Genomic DNA, 15777 nt, shown 5'->3' with positions numbered 1-15777 from the left:
CTGGCTCACGTGCGTGGGCCGTGAGGAGTGGACTCGTCATGAGGGTCGTCGTCATGGGCTGTGGTCGTGTCGGGGCCGCGCTGTCCGTCGAACTCGACGCAGCCGGCCACCAGGTCGTGGTGATCGACCGCGACTCGGCTGCGTTCGCCAGATTGTCGGCCGAGTTCTCGGGGCGCACGGTGACCGGCCAGGGCTTCGACAAGACGGTGCTCACCGAGGCCGGGCTCGAGGGGGCCGACGCATTCGCTGCAGTGTCCTCCGGGGACAACTCGAACATCATCGCCGCGCGTGTCGCCCGGGAGACCTTCGGTGTCGAGCGGGTGATAGCGCGCATCTACGACGCGGGGCGCGCAGAGGTCTACGAACGACTGGGGATCTCGACCATCGCCACGGTTCCGTGGGCCACCGGTCGTCTGGTCCGTTACATCACCGCCGGGTCGAGTCCCGTCGAGTGGCGGGACCAGACGGACTCCGTGTCGCTCGTCGCCCTCGACGCACCGGCGGCGTGGGTCGGGGTCCCGGTCGACCGGCTCGCGGCCGCGGTCGGAGGACGTGCTGCGGCCGTCACCCGCTTCGGCGAGAGCCGCCTCCCGGACGCTCACACGCTCGTCCAGGCCGACGATGTCCTCCATATCGTCGTGCCCTCGCAGACGGTGTCGGAACTGGACGACCTGGTGCAGGAAGGACCCTCGGATGTCTGAGAATTCCGTCCCCGACTACGCCGACGGCTCGGGATTGCTCGCCGGAGCCCCGGCCAGGACCGTGTACTCCGCGACCATGCGGGTGGTGGTGGCCGGAGCCGGTGTCGTCGGACGGTCGATCGCACGCGAACTCGTGACCGGCGGCCATGACGTCACGCTGATAGACAAGCGCTCCACCGTGTTCTCGGCCGACCCGGTCGACGGGGCGGATCAACAGGTCGGCGACGCCTGCGAGCTCAGTGTCCTCGAACGGTTGGACGTGCAGGCGGCGGACGTGGTGGTGGCCGCCACGGGTGATGACAAGGCCAACCTGGTGGTGAGCCTGTTGGCCAAGACCGAATTCGCGGTGTCCCGGGTCGTCGCCCGCGTCAACGATCCCCGCAACGAGTGGCTCTACGACGAGCGCTGGGGCGTCGACGTGGCGGTGTCGACGCCCCGGCTGATCGTCTCGGTCGTCGAGGAGGCGGTCTCCGTCGGGGACGTGGTCCGTCTGATGACCCTGCGCCGCGGAGGGGCGAACCTCGTGAGCGTGACGCTGCCGGACCAGACCCCGTTGGCGGGGCGATCGGTGTCCCGCGTTCGGTTTCCCCGGGACGCCGCCCTCGTCGCGATCCTGCGCGGCGGGCGGGTGATCGTCCCCGAACCCGACGTTCCGTTCGAGCCCGGCGACGAACTGCTCGTGGTGGCGCCGGAGGAGGTCGAGGCCGGTATCAGCGAGGTCGTCCTGGGCGGGTGACCGTCACCGCGATCTCCCGGCCGTAGTCCCATCCCGGGGCCAGGGGCAGGTCGTCACCGCTCCAGAAACGGCCCGGGTCGTACCAACTCGCCTCACCCGCAGGCAGGAGTACACCCATCGCCTCCAGGGTGACCCCCACGACCTCCGCGCAGTACGCCGCCTCCATACGCATCGCCGCACCGGCATCGGATCCCGAGCGGACGCTGCGACCCCTGGCGTCCCGCCGTGTCCCACGTGCCGCCCACCGTCCTCGCGCCCACCTCGCGGTGAGACGTCCCGCGGAGGGGAAGGACACGCCGTTCAACCGGGCGATCGACTCCAGTAGCTCGTCCTCGTGGTCCCCACCCACCTCCGGGGAGATCTGGCGGAACCACGCTCGTTGGCCGTACGGTCCGGCCCACTGCCGGACGGCGGACTCGAGGTCATGCAGCTGGACGCCGCGCTGGTGGCGACCCGTCCACACGTCCGGCAGCGCCCGTCCCATCTCGGCGTGCCACAGCAGCGGCGGCATGTCGTCGAGGACCACCGCGACGCCCACGTGGTTGACGGGCGCGTTCGTGAGGGTCTGGATCAACCGGTCCGCCGTGCTCCGGCCGCGGAAGAGCCAGAGGTCCCCGGTGCGGGTGCGGTGCGCCGCGGCGGCCAGGGGGACGGTGTCGACGCTCATACCGCGATCCTGCCAGGCCGCCCGTGCGTACCCGCCTAGTCTCGGCCCTATGGCTCCCAGGGGACGGCAGTGGCTCAAAGTGATCGGCGCGGCGGGTGCGGCGGGGGTGGCCGCCACGGGGATCCTGGCGGCCCGTTCCGAGCGGCGTCGGCGGTCCTACGAGCCCGATGAGGTGCGGGAGCGGCTGCACGAGCGCTACGCGAGGATCCAGAGTCGGCGGGACGGCGTCGTCGACTAGGGACCGCGCCGGTCGGAGCCCGGCGACGCGAGTCGATATCCTTGCGGCACCATGCCGTCGTCCTCCTCACCCACTCCCGACCTCCGCCGCGCCCGAAACGACCTCCTCGCCCGTCTCGACGGTGTCGGCACCCTCGACGCCCATCGTCTCCGGTCCAGGGTCCGTCGTGCCCGCGTCGACCAGCTGGATGACCTCGGACGGCGGATCGACGAGGCCGCCGAGCGCGTGCGGCGCCGAACCGAGTCGATCCCCACCCCCCGATACCCGGAACAGCTCCCGGTCAGCGCCCGCAAGGACGAGATCGCCGAGGCGATCCGGGACAACCAGGTGGTGGTGATCGCCGGCGAGACGGGGTCGGGCAAGACCACCCAGATCCCCAAGATCTGCCTGGAACTCGGGCGCGGGGTCAAGGGCATGATCGGCCACACCCAGCCGAGGAGGTTGGCCGCCCGCTCCGTCGCCGAGCGGATCGCTCACGAGCTCGGGGTGGAGATCGGTGGCCCGGTCGGGTCCGCCGTCCGCTTCGACGACCGCACCAGCCCCGAGACCGCGGTCAAGCTCATGACCGACGGTGTGCTGCTCGCCGAGATCCGGCGTGACCGGCTGCTGCGGGCCTACGACACGATCATCATCGACGAGGCCCACGAACGCAGTCTCAACATCGACTTCCTGCTGGGTTATCTCAAGCAGATCCTGCCCCGTCGCCCGGACCTCAAACTCGTCATCACCTCCGCCACGATCGACCCGGACCGTTTCGCCCGTCACTTCGCCGGCGCGGAGGGGCGCCCGGCCCCGGTCATCGAGGTCTCGGGGCGCACTTATCCCGTGGAGGTCCGGTACCGGCCCCTTCAGGTCGTACACGCCGATCGCGTGGTCGACCTGGATCCCCTCGACGCGCTCGCCGACGCCGTTGCGGAGCTCCTACGCGAGGACGACGGTGACGTACTCGTGTTCCTCTCCGGTGAGCGTGAGATCCGCGACGCCGAGGAGGTGCTGCGGGGCCGGAAGTTCCCGGGCACCGAGATCTTCCCGCTGTTCGCCCGCCTCACGGCAGCAGAACAGCAGCGCGCGTTCCGGGCCCATTCCACCCGGCGGGTGGTCCTGTCGACCAATATCGCTGAGACCTCGGTGACCGTGCCCGGCATCCGCTACGTCGTGGACACCGGCCTGGCGAGGATCTCCCGCTACTCCACCCGGACGAAGGTGCAGCGACTGCCCATCGAACCGGTGTCCCAGGCCTCCGCCGCGCAGCGCGCGGGACGCTGCGGCCGCGTCGCCGACGGGATCTGTATCCGCCTCTACTCCGAGGAGGACTTCGACTCGCGACCGGAGTTCACCGACCCGGAGATCCTGCGCACGAACCTCGCCTCGGTGATCCTGTCGATGGCGGATCTGGACCTGGGCCCCGTCGACGACTTCCCGTTCGTGGAACCCCCGGACCGCAAGGCCGTCCGGGACGGGCTCACTCTGCTCTCCGAACTCGGGGCGGTCAGGGTCGACGACGACGAGCGCCCTCACCTGACCGAGGTGGGCCGTGACATGGCGGCACTCCCCCTCGATCCCCGACTCGCCCGGATGGTGGTCGAGGGCCACCGCAACGGTTCGCTGTCGGACGTGCTGGTGGTGGTCGCCGCCCTGACGGTGCAGGACGTCCGCGAGCGTCCCGCGGAGGAGCGGGACAAGGCAGACCTGCTGCACCGCCGCTTCGCGGACAAGACCTCCGACTTCCTCGGATATCTCAATCTGTGGAGGTACATCACCGAGCAGCGCCGTGAGTTGTCCGGCAGCGCCTTCCGCAAGATGTGCAAGGCGGAGTATCTCCACTGGCTACGCATCCGAGAGTGGCAGGACCTCAACTCCCAGCTGCGGAGCATGTGCCGTGAACGAGGGTGGCATCCCGCGTCCGGACACGCCGCGGAGGACGACCTCCACAAGGCGATCCTGGCCGGTCTGCTCACCAATGTCGGAATGCGAGACGAGGAGACCCGCGAGTTCCGGGGCACTCGCGGTATCCGGTTCCAGGTGTTCCCCGGGTCGGATCTGTCCAGGAAGCCTCCCCGCTGGGTGATGGCATCCGAGCTCGTCGAGACGTCCCGGTTGTGGGCGCGTGATGTCGCCCGGATCGATCCGGGGTGGATCGAACAACTCGGGGGTCACCTCACCCGCACCCAGTACTCCGAACCGCACTGGTCGGACGCCCAGGGTGCGGCGATGGCGTATGAGAAGGTGCTGCTGCTGGGATTGACCGTGGTGGAGGCGCGGCGGATCCTGCTCTCCAGGGTCGACGCCCCGCTCGCCCGCGAGATGCTCGTCCGCCACGGGATCGTGGAAGGGCGCCTGGATACCCGGGTCCCGGTCATCCGCGAGAACGCCGAGGCCGTGGAGCAGGCCCGTGAACTGGAGACGCGGAGCCGCCGTCGGGATCTGGTGATCGACGACGAGGCACTGGTGGCCTTCTATCTCGACCGCCTGCCCGAGGACATCACCTCCGGCCGGCATCTGGAGTCCTGGTGGAAGAAGCGTGGTCATCGCGACCAAGAGTCCCTCCGTCTCACCCCCGAGGACATACGCACCTCCGAGGCGGTGCCCGATGCCGCCGATTTCCCGCCCTTCTGGCGTCAGGGAGAGCGGAGTTTCGAACTGCGGTACGCGTTCGATCCGGGCGTCACCACCGACGGGATCACGGTGCGCATCCCGCTGCCGCAACTGTCCTCGGTCACCACCGCCGGGTTCGAATGGCTGGTGCCGGGGCTGCGGGAGGAGCTCTATACGGAGATGCTCCGCACGCTGCCCAAGTATCTGCGTCGACTGTGTTCTCCGCCCGCCGAGTTCGCGTCGCTGTTGGCGGGAGACGTCTCGCCCCGGTCCGCCCCGCTGTCCGTCGCGCTCGCGCGGGCGCTGTCTGCTCGGATCGGTACCACGGTCGACCCGCGTGACTTCGATCAGAACCAGCTACCGGGCCATCTCCGGATGCGTTTCGAGGTGGTCGACGGGGACGAGGTCGTGGCCTCCGGAACGGATCTCGCGCAGTTGAGGACCCGGTTGGTGGACAGGGTACGGGCGACCCTCAACGCCCGTCTGGTACCCGACAAGGGGCCCTGCCGGGAGTGGACATCCGACACCATCGGCGACCTCCCGCAGTCGGTCACCGGCTCGGTGGACGGTGTCGAGGTGACCGTCTACCCCGCCCTGCGTGTCGGTGGGGACGGAATTCACCTCGTGGCGTGCGCCACGGAGGACGAGCGTCGATCCACTCAGGCGTCGGCTGTGCTCACGCTGGTCTCGGGCGGCCTGGTCTCCGCGGCATCGATTCTGCGCGGCCGTCCGGTCCAGCAGCGACTCGCGCTCACCCAGTACCCGCACGGCGGGATGGAATCCCTGGTGTCGGACGCATCGCTCGCTGCGAGTGGGCGGATCATCGCCCGGCGAAAGGGCGCACCGGTTCTCACGGTCGCGGAGTTCCACGAACTCCAGGCCACTGCGCGGGCGGAGGTCCCCGGTGCGGTGGCGTCCGCGATCTCGTCGGCGGTTCCCGCGCTGATGGCCGCCCAGTCCGTGTCGGGCCGTCTGGCGGCGGCGCCGGCAGATGTCGCCGACGAGGTCCGTGCTTCACTGGACTTCCTCGTCGGGCGCGGATTCCTCGCCCGCCATCCCTCGGATGTGCTTCCACATCTGGAGCGACATGTGCGGGCGGTCGGCCTCCGGTTGGACCTCGCGGAGAAGTCACCCGCGCGGCACGGCAAACTCACGGCGAAGCTGAACCGCTCCGAGTCGATCGTCGAGGAGGCGTGCGCCGCGCTGCGACGGCGGCCGGGTGGCGCACGGGTGTGCCGGGACCTGCGGTGGATGCTCGCCGAGTACCGGGTGGGGTTGTTCGCGCAGTCACTGGGTACCGCACGGCCGGTATCGGCAGAGCGGATCGACAAGGCGGTGGCGTCTGCGCTCGCCCCGCGGTCGTCCCGATGACGCCGAGTGGTCAGCGGCTCGTGCGGCGCTCCCGGAGGGCGATGATCTCGCGTTCGAAGTCGTCGGCCGAGCTGAACTGCTTGTACACGGACGCGAACCGCAGGTAGGCGACCTCGTCCAGATCCTGCAGAGGGCCCAGGATGGCGAGCCCGATCTCGTGGGCGGGAACCTCGGACGCACCGCCGGATCGCACAGCGTCCTCGACCTGTTGGGCGAGGCGACGCAGAGCGTCCTCGTCAACCGATCGTCCCTGGCACGCGCGGCGGACACCCCGGACGACCTTGTCCCGACTGAACGCCTCGGTCACCCCGTTACGCTTGAGAACCGTCAGCAGAGGTGTCTCGAGCGTCGTGAACCGGTGTCCGCACCGGGGGCACTCCCGTCGACGCCGGATCGCCTGACCCTCGTCGACGGATCGTGAGTCGATTACCCGGGAGTCCTCGTGGTGGCATGTCGGGCAGTACATTCCCGTGGGGCCCTTCGTCGACCGGAGTTCACGCGTCCGGGATCGTGCCTGACGGAACGCGGGGGCGGTAGACCACCGCCCACGGTCCATTCTAGGAGGCCCGCTGCCCGGTCACGCGTAGGCGGGTCCACCGAGGAAGGCCACTGCGAGAAGCATGATCACGCCGAATGCGATCCCGCACGCCAGTAGTGCCCAGGCCGGCACGTCGTCGACGACCCCGGTGGACAGCGGTGCCTCGACGTGGCACGCCCGCACGCGGTCCGTGGAGACCGGGCGCACGAGCACACGGCGACCCGGGGCGACCGACGTGACGGCGGCCGGACGGGCGGCCACCCGCGGCCGGACGAGATTCTCCGCACGCGAGGACGTGACGGCGGGCCGACTGCCCTCCGGTCGGGCCAGGGTGCGTCGCGGCGCACGGGTGGACCGCACTGACGCGTCACCGGGCCGGTCGAGGTGCGCGACCCGTCCACGATGGTCGTCGGGGCAGACCTCGGTCCACCGCGCGGCCGGACGTGTGTGGGACTGAAGCTCGACAACGGTCATGGTGGCTCCCTACTCGATACGGTGTGCGATGTGGATTCGCACACCTGTATGTGTTCCTCAGTACATCTGTTCGAATCCGAACTCCCCTAGAGTTGTATCACGCGACTCCGACACAGTCACGATCCACCGAGGAACTTCTTCGAACACCTGTGTGGCGCGCCGCAGTCCTTGGCACTAGGGTGTAGACAGATCACAACGTCGAACATCCATTCGCCGAAGGGACCACACGAGATGCCGAAGCCCGATTTCGAGTCACTTACGGACCGACAGAAGAGCGTTCTGCTCCACATCCACGACACCGTCAAGGAGCGTGGTTATCCGCCGAGCATCCGCGAGATCGGGGACGCGGTCGGCTTGCAGTCCACGTCGTCGGTGGCGCATCAACTCCGCACGCTGGAGAAGAAGGGCTTCCTGACGCGGGATCCGCACAAGCCGCGGGCGGTCGACGTCCACGGTGTCCCGGGGCAGAAGTCACGGGGTCGTCGGTCACCTGCTCCGGAGCCCCAGCGTCCGGGCGGCGCGGTCGAACCCGTTTACGTCCCCGTGCTCGGCCGGATCGCGGCGGGCGGGCCCATCCTCGCGGAGCAAGCCGTCGAGGATATCTTCCCCCTGCCGTCGGACCTCGTCGGATCAGGTGATCTGTTCATGCTCAAGGTCGTGGGCGAGTCGATGATCGACGCCGCCATCTGCGATGGCGACTACGTGGTGGTCAGGCGGCAGAACGTCGCGGACAACGGGGAGATCGTCGCCGCCATGATCGACGGGGAGGCGACGGTCAAGACTTTCCGGAACGACTCGAGCGGAGTCTGGTTGCTGCCCCACAATCCGTCGTTCAGCCCGATTCCGGGCGAGCACGCGACGATCCTCGGCAAGGTCGTGACAGTGTTCCGGAAACTCTGAGTCCCGGTTCGAACGACGCGCCGCCCGTCCCCGAAGGGGTCAGGCGGCGCCGTCATGTGGACCGCGGGCGGCGAACTCGTCGAGTTCGCCGGCCACGGACGCGGGCAGGCGGACCACCAGCCGGGTTCCGTCCTGGGTGTGTTCCTCCTCGACCACCGCGCCCTCGGCGTGGACCCGCGACACCACGTCCCCGCGGGAGTACGGGACGGACAGGGTCACCTCGGTGTCCCCGGAGGCGACGATCTGCGTGATTCGCTCGAGGAGTTCGTCGACACCCTGCCCGGTGACCGCCGAGACGAACACGGCGTCGGGCAGCGCGTGGTGCAACTCGGTGAGGACCACGGGATCCGCGGCGTCGATCTTGTTGATCACCAGGAGTTCCCGAGGCCGCTCCGCGTTCTGCTCCTCGACCACCTCGTTGATCACCTTGCGCACCGCCTCGATCTGGCGGAGCGGGAAGGCATCCGAACCATCCACGACGTGGAGGAGCAACTCGGAGTCGACGACCTCTTCCAGTGTGGACCTGAACGCCTCGACCAACTGGGTCGGCAGGTGTCGGACGAATCCCACGGTGTCCGTGAAGACGACTGCTCTGCCGTCAGGCAACTCGGCCTTGCGCGTCGTCGGGTCGAGTGTGGCGAACAGGGCGTTCTGAACCAGGACGCCGGCTCCGGTGATCCTGTTGAGCAGGCTCGACTTCCCGGCGTTCGTGTAGCCGGCGATGGCGATGGACGGCACCGGAGTGGAACGCCGTCGGTGCCGTTTGGTGTCCCGGGCCTGCTTCATCCCCTTGATGTCCCGGCGCAGACGGGCCATCCGCTCGCGGATCCGACGCCGGTCGGTCTCGATCTTGGTCTCACCGGGGCCACGAAGACCGACGCCGCCGTTGCTCCCGGCACGACCGCCCGCCTGGCGGGACAGCGACTCGCCCCACCCACGCAGACGGGGGAGCATGTACTCCATCTGGGCGAGGGTCACCTGGGCCTTGCCCTCACGGCTGGTGGCGTGCTGCGCGAAGATGTCGAGGATCAGCGCGGTACGGTCGATGACCTTCACGTTGACCGCCTTCTCCAGCGCGAGCAACTGTCCAGGGGTGAGTTCGCCGTCGCAGATGACGGTGTCCGCGCCGGTCGCGGCGATCACGTCCTTGAGGACGCTGACCTTGCCCGACCCGATGTAGGTGGCGGCATCGGGCTTGTCACGCCGCTGGATGAGCGCGTCGCACACCTCCGATCCCGCGGTCTCGGCGAGCTGGGCGAGCTCGGCCATCGCGGCGTCCGCCTGCGCGGCGGACCCTTCGGTCCAGACACCGACGAGCACGACCCGTTCGAGTCGGAGCTGGCGGTACTCGGCGTCGTTGACGTCCTGGAGTTCGGTGGAGAGCCCCGCCACCCGGCGCATCGAGGATCTCTCCTCGAGCTGGAAATCACCGATGGACGGATCGAGGTCGCGTGTCGGCCGGTCAGCGGCCGTGTGATCAGTAGTCATTCGGGTTCATCTTCTCACACCGGGCCCCCGGTGTCCCGTGCGAGACGGTGTGCTACCGACCACGGTGGTAATGACCGCGGGCGACGAGTGTGGACGGCCCAGTGAGCGAGGACCCGGCCTCGGTGAGTGAGACCTCCACCTCGCCGCCGGGGACCACCACGACGACGTCGCCCGTCGCCTCCCCCGAGTCGGCCAGCGCGGCGACCGCGGTCGCGACGATTCCGGTTCCGCAGGACATGGTCTCCCCTGATCCCCGCTCGTGGACCCGCATGGAGACCCGACCGTCAACCATCGGGGTGGCGATCTCGACGTTGACGCCGCCGGGGAAGAAGTCCCGGTCATACACCGGGGCCTCCTGCACCGGCAGCCCGGCGAGGCCCGCGGCGTCCAGATCGGGGACCACACAGGCGAGGTGCGGATTGCCCATGTCGACGGCGAGTCCCGCGAAGGTCCGGCCACCGACCTCCGCCGAGGACAGACCCAGCAGACGCGGCTCCCCCATGTCCACCCGCACCACCGCGTCAACACCCGAGTGTGAGAGGACCTCGGCGGGGCGGGCCCCTGACCGCGTGCCCACCGGGATCGAGCCGGCCTCCGCTCTCCCGGTCCCGACGAGGGCGTGGGCGAAGACCCGGACCCCGTTGCCGCACATCTCCGCGATGGAACCATCGGCGTTGCGGTAGTCCATGAACCAGTCCGCACCGTCCACGCCGGGCGGCAGGGTCGCGAGCACGCCGCGGTCAACGAGGGCTCCGGCGGTCGCGATCCGCAGGACTCCGTCGGCGCCGATTCCGCCACGCCGATCGCACAGTGCTCGTACGAGGTCCACGTCGAGGTCCAGGTCGGCCTGATCGTCCGGGAGGATCACGAAGTCGTTGAGGGTGCCGTGGCCCTTGAGGAAGGCGATACCGTCGGGCTGCGAGGCCTGGCGCGTCGAAGTCATGACGAAATCGTACTCGCCGGCGGGGACCGTTCCGCACTGTGGAAATGTCGGATGATGCCGGACGGTACGCCCACTAGAGTCGACTTGGAGAACGGTCCCCTACCTCCAGGAGAGCATCGATGTCCGAACGCATCACTGTCGGCGGAATCCAGGTCGACGAGGTCCTGTACGACTTCGTCAACTCCCAGGCGATCCCGGGCACCGGGGTCGATCCCGACGCGTTCTGGGCGGGCGCCTCCGAGATCTTCACCGAGCTGTCCCCCCGCAATCGCGAACTGCTCGACACCCGCGACCGGTTGCAGTCCCAGATCGACGCCTGGCACCACGAGAACCCGGCGCCGATCGACCCGGGCGTCTACAAGGCGTTCCTGCAGGAGATCGGGTACCTGGTTCCCGAGCCCGAGTCCGTCTCCGTCACGACCGAGAACGTCGACGCGGAGATCGCCACGGTCGCCGGCCCGCAGCTCGTCGTGCCGGTCATGAACGCCCGGTTCGCGATCAACGCGGGTAACGCCCGCTGGGGTTCGCTCTACGACGCCCTCTACGGCACCGATGCGATCCCGGAGTCCGACGGCGCCGAGCAGGGCTCGGGGTACAACAAGGTCCGCGGCGACAAGGTCATCGACTGGGCCCGTGAGTTCCTCGACGACGCCGCACCGCTGGCGTCGGGCAGCCACGTGGGCTCCACGGCCTACGCCGTGGTCGACGGAGGCCTGCAGGTGACCGTGTCCGACGGGTCGAGCACCCGGTTGGCGGCCCCGGAGAAGTTCGTGGGCTACCTCGGCGAGCCCTCGAGCCCGTCCTCGGTCCTGCTGTGCAACAACGGTCTGCACATCGAGATCCAGATCGACCCGGACTCCCCCATCGGCTCGACCGACGGCGCCGGCGTCAAGGACGTCGTCCTGGAGTCCGCCGTCTCCACCATCATGGATTTCGAGGACTCGGTCGCCGCCGTCGACGCCGAGGACAAGACCCAGGGCTACAGCAACTGGCTGGGTCTCATGAAGGGAGACCTGTCCGAGGAGATCACCAAGGGCGACAAGACCTTCACCCGTGTCCTCAACGACGACCGGGTCTTCACCGCGCCCGATGGTTCGGGTGAAGTCCGTCTCCACGGCCGCTCGATGCTGTTCGTGCGCAACGTCGGCCACCTGATGACCAACCCGGCCGTGCTCGACGCCGACGGCAACGAGATGCCCGAGGGCATCCTCGACGCACTGGTCACCTCGCTCGCCGGCATGCACGGGATCGCCGAGGGCAACGAGCGCCGGAACAGCCGCCACGGGTCGATCTACATCGTGAAGCCCAAGCAGCACGGGCCGGAGGAGGTCGCGTTCACCACCGAGCTGTTCGGTCGTGTCGAGAAGCTCCTCGGGCTGCCCGAGAACACCCTCAAGGTGGGCATCATGGACGAGGAGCGTCGTACCTCGGTCAACCTCGCCGCCTGCATCGCAGAGGCCACCGAACGGGTCGTGTTCATCAACACCGGCTTCCTCGACCGGACCGGCGACGAGATCCACACCTCCATGGAGGCCGGGCCGATGATCCGCAAGGGCGAGATGAAGGGCGCCCGGTGGATGAACGCCTACGAGGACTTCAACGTCGACACGGGTCTGGCGTGCGGACTGCGTGGCCGCGCCCAGATCGGCAAGGGCATGTGGGCCAAGACCGACCTCATGGCCGAGATGCTCTCCGAGAAGATCGGCCAGCCCCGGGCCGGCGCCAACACCGCGTGGGTGCCCTCCCCGACCGGCGCCACGCTGCACGCCACCCACTACCACCGGGTCAACGTCATGACCCGTCAGGAGGAGCTCCTCGCCGGGGGTGCCCGCGCGAGCGTCGACGACATCCTCACCGTCCCCCTGGCCCCCTCCACGGATTGGACGGACGAGGAGAAGAAGGAGGAGGTCGACAACTCCTGCCAGACCATCCTCGGTTACGTCGTGCGGTGGGTCGAGCAGGGAATCGGTGTCTCGAAGGTGCCGGATATCCACGACGTCAACCTCATGGAGGACCGCGCCACCCTGCGGATCTCCTCGCAGATGCTGGCCAACTGGATCCGTCACGACATCATCACCGCCGACGACGTCGAGGACTCGCTGCGCCGGATGGCCGAGATCGTCGACAAGCAGAACGCCGGCGACGACGCCTACCGGAACATGGCACCGGACTTCGACTCGTCCATCGCCTGGCAGGCGGCCCGGGAACTGATCCTCGAGGGCACCAAGCAGCCGTCGGGCTACACCGAGCCGATCCTGCATCGCCGTCGTCGCGAATTCAAGGCCGCCAACGCGGGCTAGACCGGCGCCGGCCGACCCGCCGACCCGCCGCGGAATCCGCCACCTCCGCCCGACCTCCGATCCCGCGCCAGTGGGGCCGGATCCGGGCGGTGGGTGGCGGATTCGCCGCTGTCACGGCCAGAAGCGTCCGGCTCCGGGCCCGATGGCGTCCGGCCCAGGGTCCCGTGGGCTCCGGCGGGGGGGGCACGCTCGAGGGCGGGAGGTCAGGGCACGAGCCCGGCCACGGCCGCACGAAGGATCGCGACGGCGGCGTCGCGGCGATCGCGCGTGAACCTGGCCTCGGGCCCGGATGCCGACACCGCGAAGGCGGCGTCCCCGGTACCCACCGCGATGGCGACGCAGCGGACGCCCTCCTCCTGCTCGGACTCATCGGTGGCGAACCCCGCCTGTCGCACCACACGCAGCTCCTCGATCAATCTGTCGGGGTCGACGATGGTCGAGTCGGTGAAGCGGCGCATGCCCGCCCTGTCGAGCATGCTGCGGACCTCGTCGTCGTCGTCGCCCGCGACCAGGGCCTTGCCCACCGCGGTGCAGTGCACGTCCACCCGTCGTCCCACCTCGGTGAACATCCGCATCGAGTGTGGGGACGGCACCTGGGCGAGGTAGACGACCCCGTCGCCCTCCCGGACGGCGAGGTTGGCGGTCTCCCCGGTGCCCTCGACCACGGCGGTGAGCACCGGCACGGCCCAGGACGCGGTGGCGCGTCCGGCGACGTCGCCGATCCGCTGGAGACGCGGTCCCAGCAGATAGTCGCGGCCCGCGTCGCGCCGGAGGTGACCGCTCTCCGCGAGCGTGCCACACAACCTGTGGACGGTGGCGGCCGCCAGGCCCGTGTCGGAGACCAGGTCCCCGAGGCTCGCCCGGCCCCCGCGGATGCTCAGCGCGTCGAGTAGGTCGAAGGCCCGGTCGACGGACTGGACCCGCGGGCGCCCGGGTCCGGGGCTGCTCACGGTCGGCCCTCCCCGAGGATCCCCAGCGCGGCCTCGAGCGGGCGGGGTGTGTGGGCGTCGCGTCCGTGGGTGTCGGTGTCGATCCACCGGATCCGGTGATCCCGGCCGAACCATGACCGCTGGCGCCGGACGTAGCGGCGGGTCCCGATCACCGTCCGTTCCTCGGCGCGGGCCGCCCCGGCGTCATCGATCCGCTGCTGTGCGTCCATCTCGTCGAGCACCTGGGCGTAACCGATCGCGCGTCGTGCGGTGACGCCCCGGAGCAGTCCGACTCCCACGAGCCGGCGGACCTCCGGGACGAGCCCGTCGGCGAACATCGACGCCGTACGCGCCGTCAGTCGCTCGTCCAGTTCGGGCAGACCGCAGCGCAGGCCCAGCATGCGGGTGCCCCAGCGCGGTTCCCCGATCGTCGGTCGTGAGGCGGAGAAGGGCTTGCCGGTGAGTTCCACGACCTCCAACGCGCGCACGGTGCGCCTGGGGTCGCTGGGGAGGATGGTCTGCGCGGCCTCGGGGTCCACCACGGCGAGTTCGGCGTGCAGGGCCCGCACCCCGATCTGTTCGAGGCGACGTTCGTAGTGGGCGCGCACGTCCGGGTCGGTGTCCGGGATCGACCACCCGTCGACGAGCGCCTGGATGTACATCATCGACCCTCCGCACAGGATCGGCACGTGGCCGCGATCGCGGATCTCGGAGATCTCACGTTCCGCCTCGGTGCGGAAGTCCGCGACGCTGGCGGTCTCGGTGACGTCCAGCACGTCGAGCCGGTGGTGCGGGATCCCCCGCCGCTGAGTCGGTGTCAGTTTGGCGGTGCCGATGTCCATCCCGCGGTACTGCTGCATGGCGTCGCAGTTGACGATCTCACCGCCGAGTCGCTCGGCGAGGCCGAGCGCCAGCTCGGACTTCCCCGTCCCGGTCGGCCCCATCACGGCGACGGGAACACGCCCGGTCATGACGGTGCCCCGGGTTCGCCGGGAGTGGCGGCCGGCGCGTCGACGACCACCGTGGCATTCGCGGCGGCCTCCGGTGGCCACCACGCGCTGTGATACCCCACCCCGAATGGCGCCCAGGACAGGGCCTCGACAGCCGTGCGGTCCGCGACGAGGTCCGCCAGGACGCGCCACGCGGGCCGGCTCCACCAGCCGATCTCGTCGGCCACCGGCTCGCCGGGGTCCGGGAGCTCGCCGGAGCTGCGCAGCCATCGGGTCAGCTCCTCGTCGAGGGCGATACCGCGGGGATCCTCGGGGACGGGAGCTCGCGGAGTGAGGGAGGCGGGGCCGTCGGCGACGACGACGACGAGGTCGTCCGACACCGGCGTGGGGGTGGGCTGCGCTCCCCCGGTCACGCCGATGAACCTCCTCGGGAGGTCGATACCCGCCAGGTCGAGCAGCCACCAGGCGATCAACGCCGGGTCGGGAACCGCCCCCTGCGGCGCCGGCGGGGAACCGGGCGGACCCACGGGCACGTCGACCCCCCACCTGGAGAGCGAGGAGCGCATGTCCCCGAGACCTCTGCCCGCGCGGTCGGTCCCCAGGACGACGACCCGTGCCGCGCCGCGCCCGGCTCGGCGGAGCATCTCGCATATCGCGGCCACCCCGCTCTCGGTCTCGGCGACCGCAGAGCCGGACAGCTCCGGCACGAGGACCGGCGCTCCGGGGACCAGGACGACAGAGGGGCTCACACCCGGAAACCCTACTGACCGCCCCCGACACCGCGGAACGGACCCGTCCGGGGATACCGCGGGGATACGCCGGACACCCGGGCGGAGGTTGGTACACACTAGGAGGATGCCGTCTCCTCGAAACGGGGCGGCGAGGCGATGACCGGTGCGATCCCGGTGATGGTGCCGTGACACGCGGCAGAAGGAAACGAGGACGAC

14 protein-coding genes are annotated in these 15777 nt (G+C 69.7%); 6 read left to right on the top strand and 8 right to left on the bottom strand.

Annotated features, from left to right (window positions below; translation table 11 throughout):
* Positions 1-38 precede the first annotated feature (38 nt).
* Both Q2K20_RS07725 and Q2K20_RS07720 read left to right on the top strand, forming a co-directional pair.
* Complete coding sequence (locus Q2K20_RS07725) at positions 39-701, top strand: potassium channel family protein (RefSeq protein ID WP_269501403.1); 663 nt, start codon at positions 39-41, stop codon at positions 699-701.
* 76 nt (positions 702-777) lie between these two features.
* A complete protein-coding gene (locus Q2K20_RS07720) occupies positions 778-1437 on the top strand; it encodes a potassium channel family protein (protein WP_269501563.1) in 660 nt (219 codons plus the stop codon).
* Here Q2K20_RS07720 and Q2K20_RS07715 read toward each other — a convergent pair.
* The gene (locus tag Q2K20_RS07715; protein ID WP_163375843.1) at positions 1412-2104 is read right to left on the bottom strand and encodes a hypothetical protein; all 693 of its coding nucleotides are present in this window, start codon (positions 2102-2104) and stop codon (positions 1412-1414) included. The two genes, Q2K20_RS07720 and Q2K20_RS07715, sit on opposite strands and share 26 nt — an antisense overlap.
* 49 nt (positions 2105-2153) lie before the next feature.
* Here Q2K20_RS07715 and Q2K20_RS07710 point away from each other — a divergent pair, with 49 nt between their 5' ends.
* A complete protein-coding gene (locus Q2K20_RS07710) occupies positions 2154-2342 on the top strand; it encodes a hypothetical protein (RefSeq protein WP_067717794.1) in 189 nt (62 codons plus the stop codon).
* A 51-nt stretch (positions 2343-2393) separates the two neighbouring features.
* A complete protein-coding gene (gene hrpA / locus Q2K20_RS07705) occupies positions 2394-6308 on the top strand; it encodes an ATP-dependent RNA helicase HrpA (RefSeq protein ID WP_269501397.1) in 3915 nt (1304 codons plus the stop codon).
* A gap of 10 nt (positions 6309-6318) precedes the next feature.
* Here hrpA and nrdR read toward each other — a convergent pair whose 3' ends face one another.
* Both nrdR and Q2K20_RS07695 read right to left on the bottom strand, forming a co-directional pair.
* Complete coding sequence (nrdR, locus tag Q2K20_RS07700) at positions 6319-6774, bottom strand: transcriptional regulator NrdR (RefSeq protein ID WP_119192964.1); 456 nt, start codon at positions 6772-6774, stop codon at positions 6319-6321.
* Positions 6775-6885: 111 nt separating this feature from the next.
* The gene (locus Q2K20_RS07695; protein ID WP_120283415.1) at positions 6886-7320 is read right to left on the bottom strand and encodes a hypothetical protein; all 435 of its coding nucleotides are present in this window, start codon (positions 7318-7320) and stop codon (positions 6886-6888) included.
* A 189-nt stretch (positions 7321-7509) separates the two neighbouring features.
* Between Q2K20_RS07695 and lexA the strand changes: the two genes are divergently transcribed.
* Positions 7510-8220, top strand: a complete 711-nt coding sequence (lexA, locus tag Q2K20_RS07690; protein WP_390890243.1) for a transcriptional repressor LexA — start codon at positions 7510-7512, stop codon at positions 8218-8220.
* Between the two features lie 39 nt (positions 8221-8259).
* On the opposite strand, the gene hflX is transcribed toward lexA, so the two are convergent.
* On the bottom strand, positions 8260-9708 hold the full coding sequence (gene hflX, locus Q2K20_RS07685; RefSeq protein ID WP_069389084.1) for a GTPase HflX: 1449 nt from the start codon (positions 9706-9708) through the stop codon (positions 8260-8262).
* Positions 9709-9760: 52 nt separating this feature from the next.
* Positions 9761-10651, bottom strand: coding sequence for a diaminopimelate epimerase (gene dapF / locus Q2K20_RS07680; RefSeq protein WP_269501385.1), 891 nt, complete (start codon positions 10649-10651; stop codon positions 9761-9763).
* 119 nt (positions 10652-10770) lie between these two features.
* On the opposite strand from dapF, the gene Q2K20_RS07675 reads away from it, so the two are divergent.
* Positions 10771-12951 carry a malate synthase G gene (locus Q2K20_RS07675; protein WP_269501383.1) on the top strand — a complete coding sequence of 727 codons (2181 nt, stop codon included), beginning with the start codon at positions 10771-10773 and terminating at the stop codon, positions 12949-12951.
* A 203-nt stretch (positions 12952-13154) separates the two neighbouring features.
* Here the strand turns inward: Q2K20_RS07675 and Q2K20_RS07670 are convergent, their stop codons facing one another.
* From Q2K20_RS07670 to Q2K20_RS07660, 3 genes are read right to left on the bottom strand one after another with little or no spacing between them, the layout of a single operon-like run.
* Entirely contained in the window at positions 13155-13901 is a 747-nt protein-coding gene (locus Q2K20_RS07670) for an IclR family transcriptional regulator (protein ID WP_268099685.1), read from the bottom strand.
* Entirely contained in the window at positions 13898-14851 is a 954-nt protein-coding gene (miaA, locus tag Q2K20_RS07665) for a tRNA (adenosine(37)-N6)-dimethylallyltransferase MiaA (RefSeq protein ID WP_269501379.1), read from the bottom strand. Before miaA ends, Q2K20_RS07670 begins: the two co-directional genes overlap by 4 nt.
* Positions 14848-15579, bottom strand: coding sequence for a hypothetical protein (locus Q2K20_RS07660; protein ID WP_182640318.1), 732 nt, complete (start codon positions 15577-15579; stop codon positions 14848-14850). The genes miaA and Q2K20_RS07660 overlap by 4 nt, the downstream gene beginning before the upstream one ends.
* Positions 15580-15777 lie beyond the last annotated feature (198 nt).

This window comes from Dietzia sp. IN118, assembly GCF_032905965.1.
In the GTDB taxonomy this organism is placed as follows: Bacteria; Actinomycetota; Actinomycetes; order Mycobacteriales; family Mycobacteriaceae; genus Dietzia; species Dietzia kunjamensis.
Note: the sequence above shows the minus strand (reverse complement) of the source record. Positions and strands in the feature narration are given on the sequence as shown.

Coding starts and splice junctions, on each gene's coding strand:
- Q2K20_RS07725 (WP_269501403.1), top strand. CDS start 39: ATGAGGGTCGTCGTCATGGGCTGTGGTCGTGTCGGGGCCGCGCTGTCC.
- hrpA (WP_269501397.1), top strand. CDS start 2,394: ATGCCGTCGTCCTCCTCACCCACTCCCGACCTCCGCCGCGCCCGAAAC.
- Q2K20_RS07710 (WP_067717794.1), top strand. CDS start 2,154: ATGGCTCCCAGGGGACGGCAGTGGCTCAAAGTGATCGGCGCGGCGGGT.
- nrdR (WP_119192964.1), bottom strand. CDS start 6,774: ATGTACTGCCCGACATGCCACCACGAGGACTCCCGGGTAATCGACTCA.
- Q2K20_RS07715 (WP_163375843.1), bottom strand. CDS start 2,104: ATGAGCGTCGACACCGTCCCCCTGGCCGCCGCGGCGCACCGCACCCGC.
- Q2K20_RS07720 (WP_269501563.1), top strand. CDS start 778: ATGCGGGTGGTGGTGGCCGGAGCCGGTGTCGTCGGACGGTCGATCGCA.
- miaA (WP_269501379.1), bottom strand. CDS start 14,851: ATGACCGGGCGTGTTCCCGTCGCCGTGATGGGGCCGACCGGGACGGGG.
- Q2K20_RS07675 (WP_269501383.1), top strand. CDS start 10,771: ATGTCCGAACGCATCACTGTCGGCGGAATCCAGGTCGACGAGGTCCTG.
- dapF (WP_269501385.1), bottom strand. CDS start 10,651: ATGACTTCGACGCGCCAGGCCTCGCAGCCCGACGGTATCGCCTTCCTC.
- Q2K20_RS07695 (WP_120283415.1), bottom strand. CDS start 7,320: ATGACCGTTGTCGAGCTTCAGTCCCACACACGTCCGGCCGCGCGGTGG.
- hflX (WP_069389084.1), bottom strand. CDS start 9,708: ATGACTACTGATCACACGGCCGCTGACCGGCCGACACGCGACCTCGAT.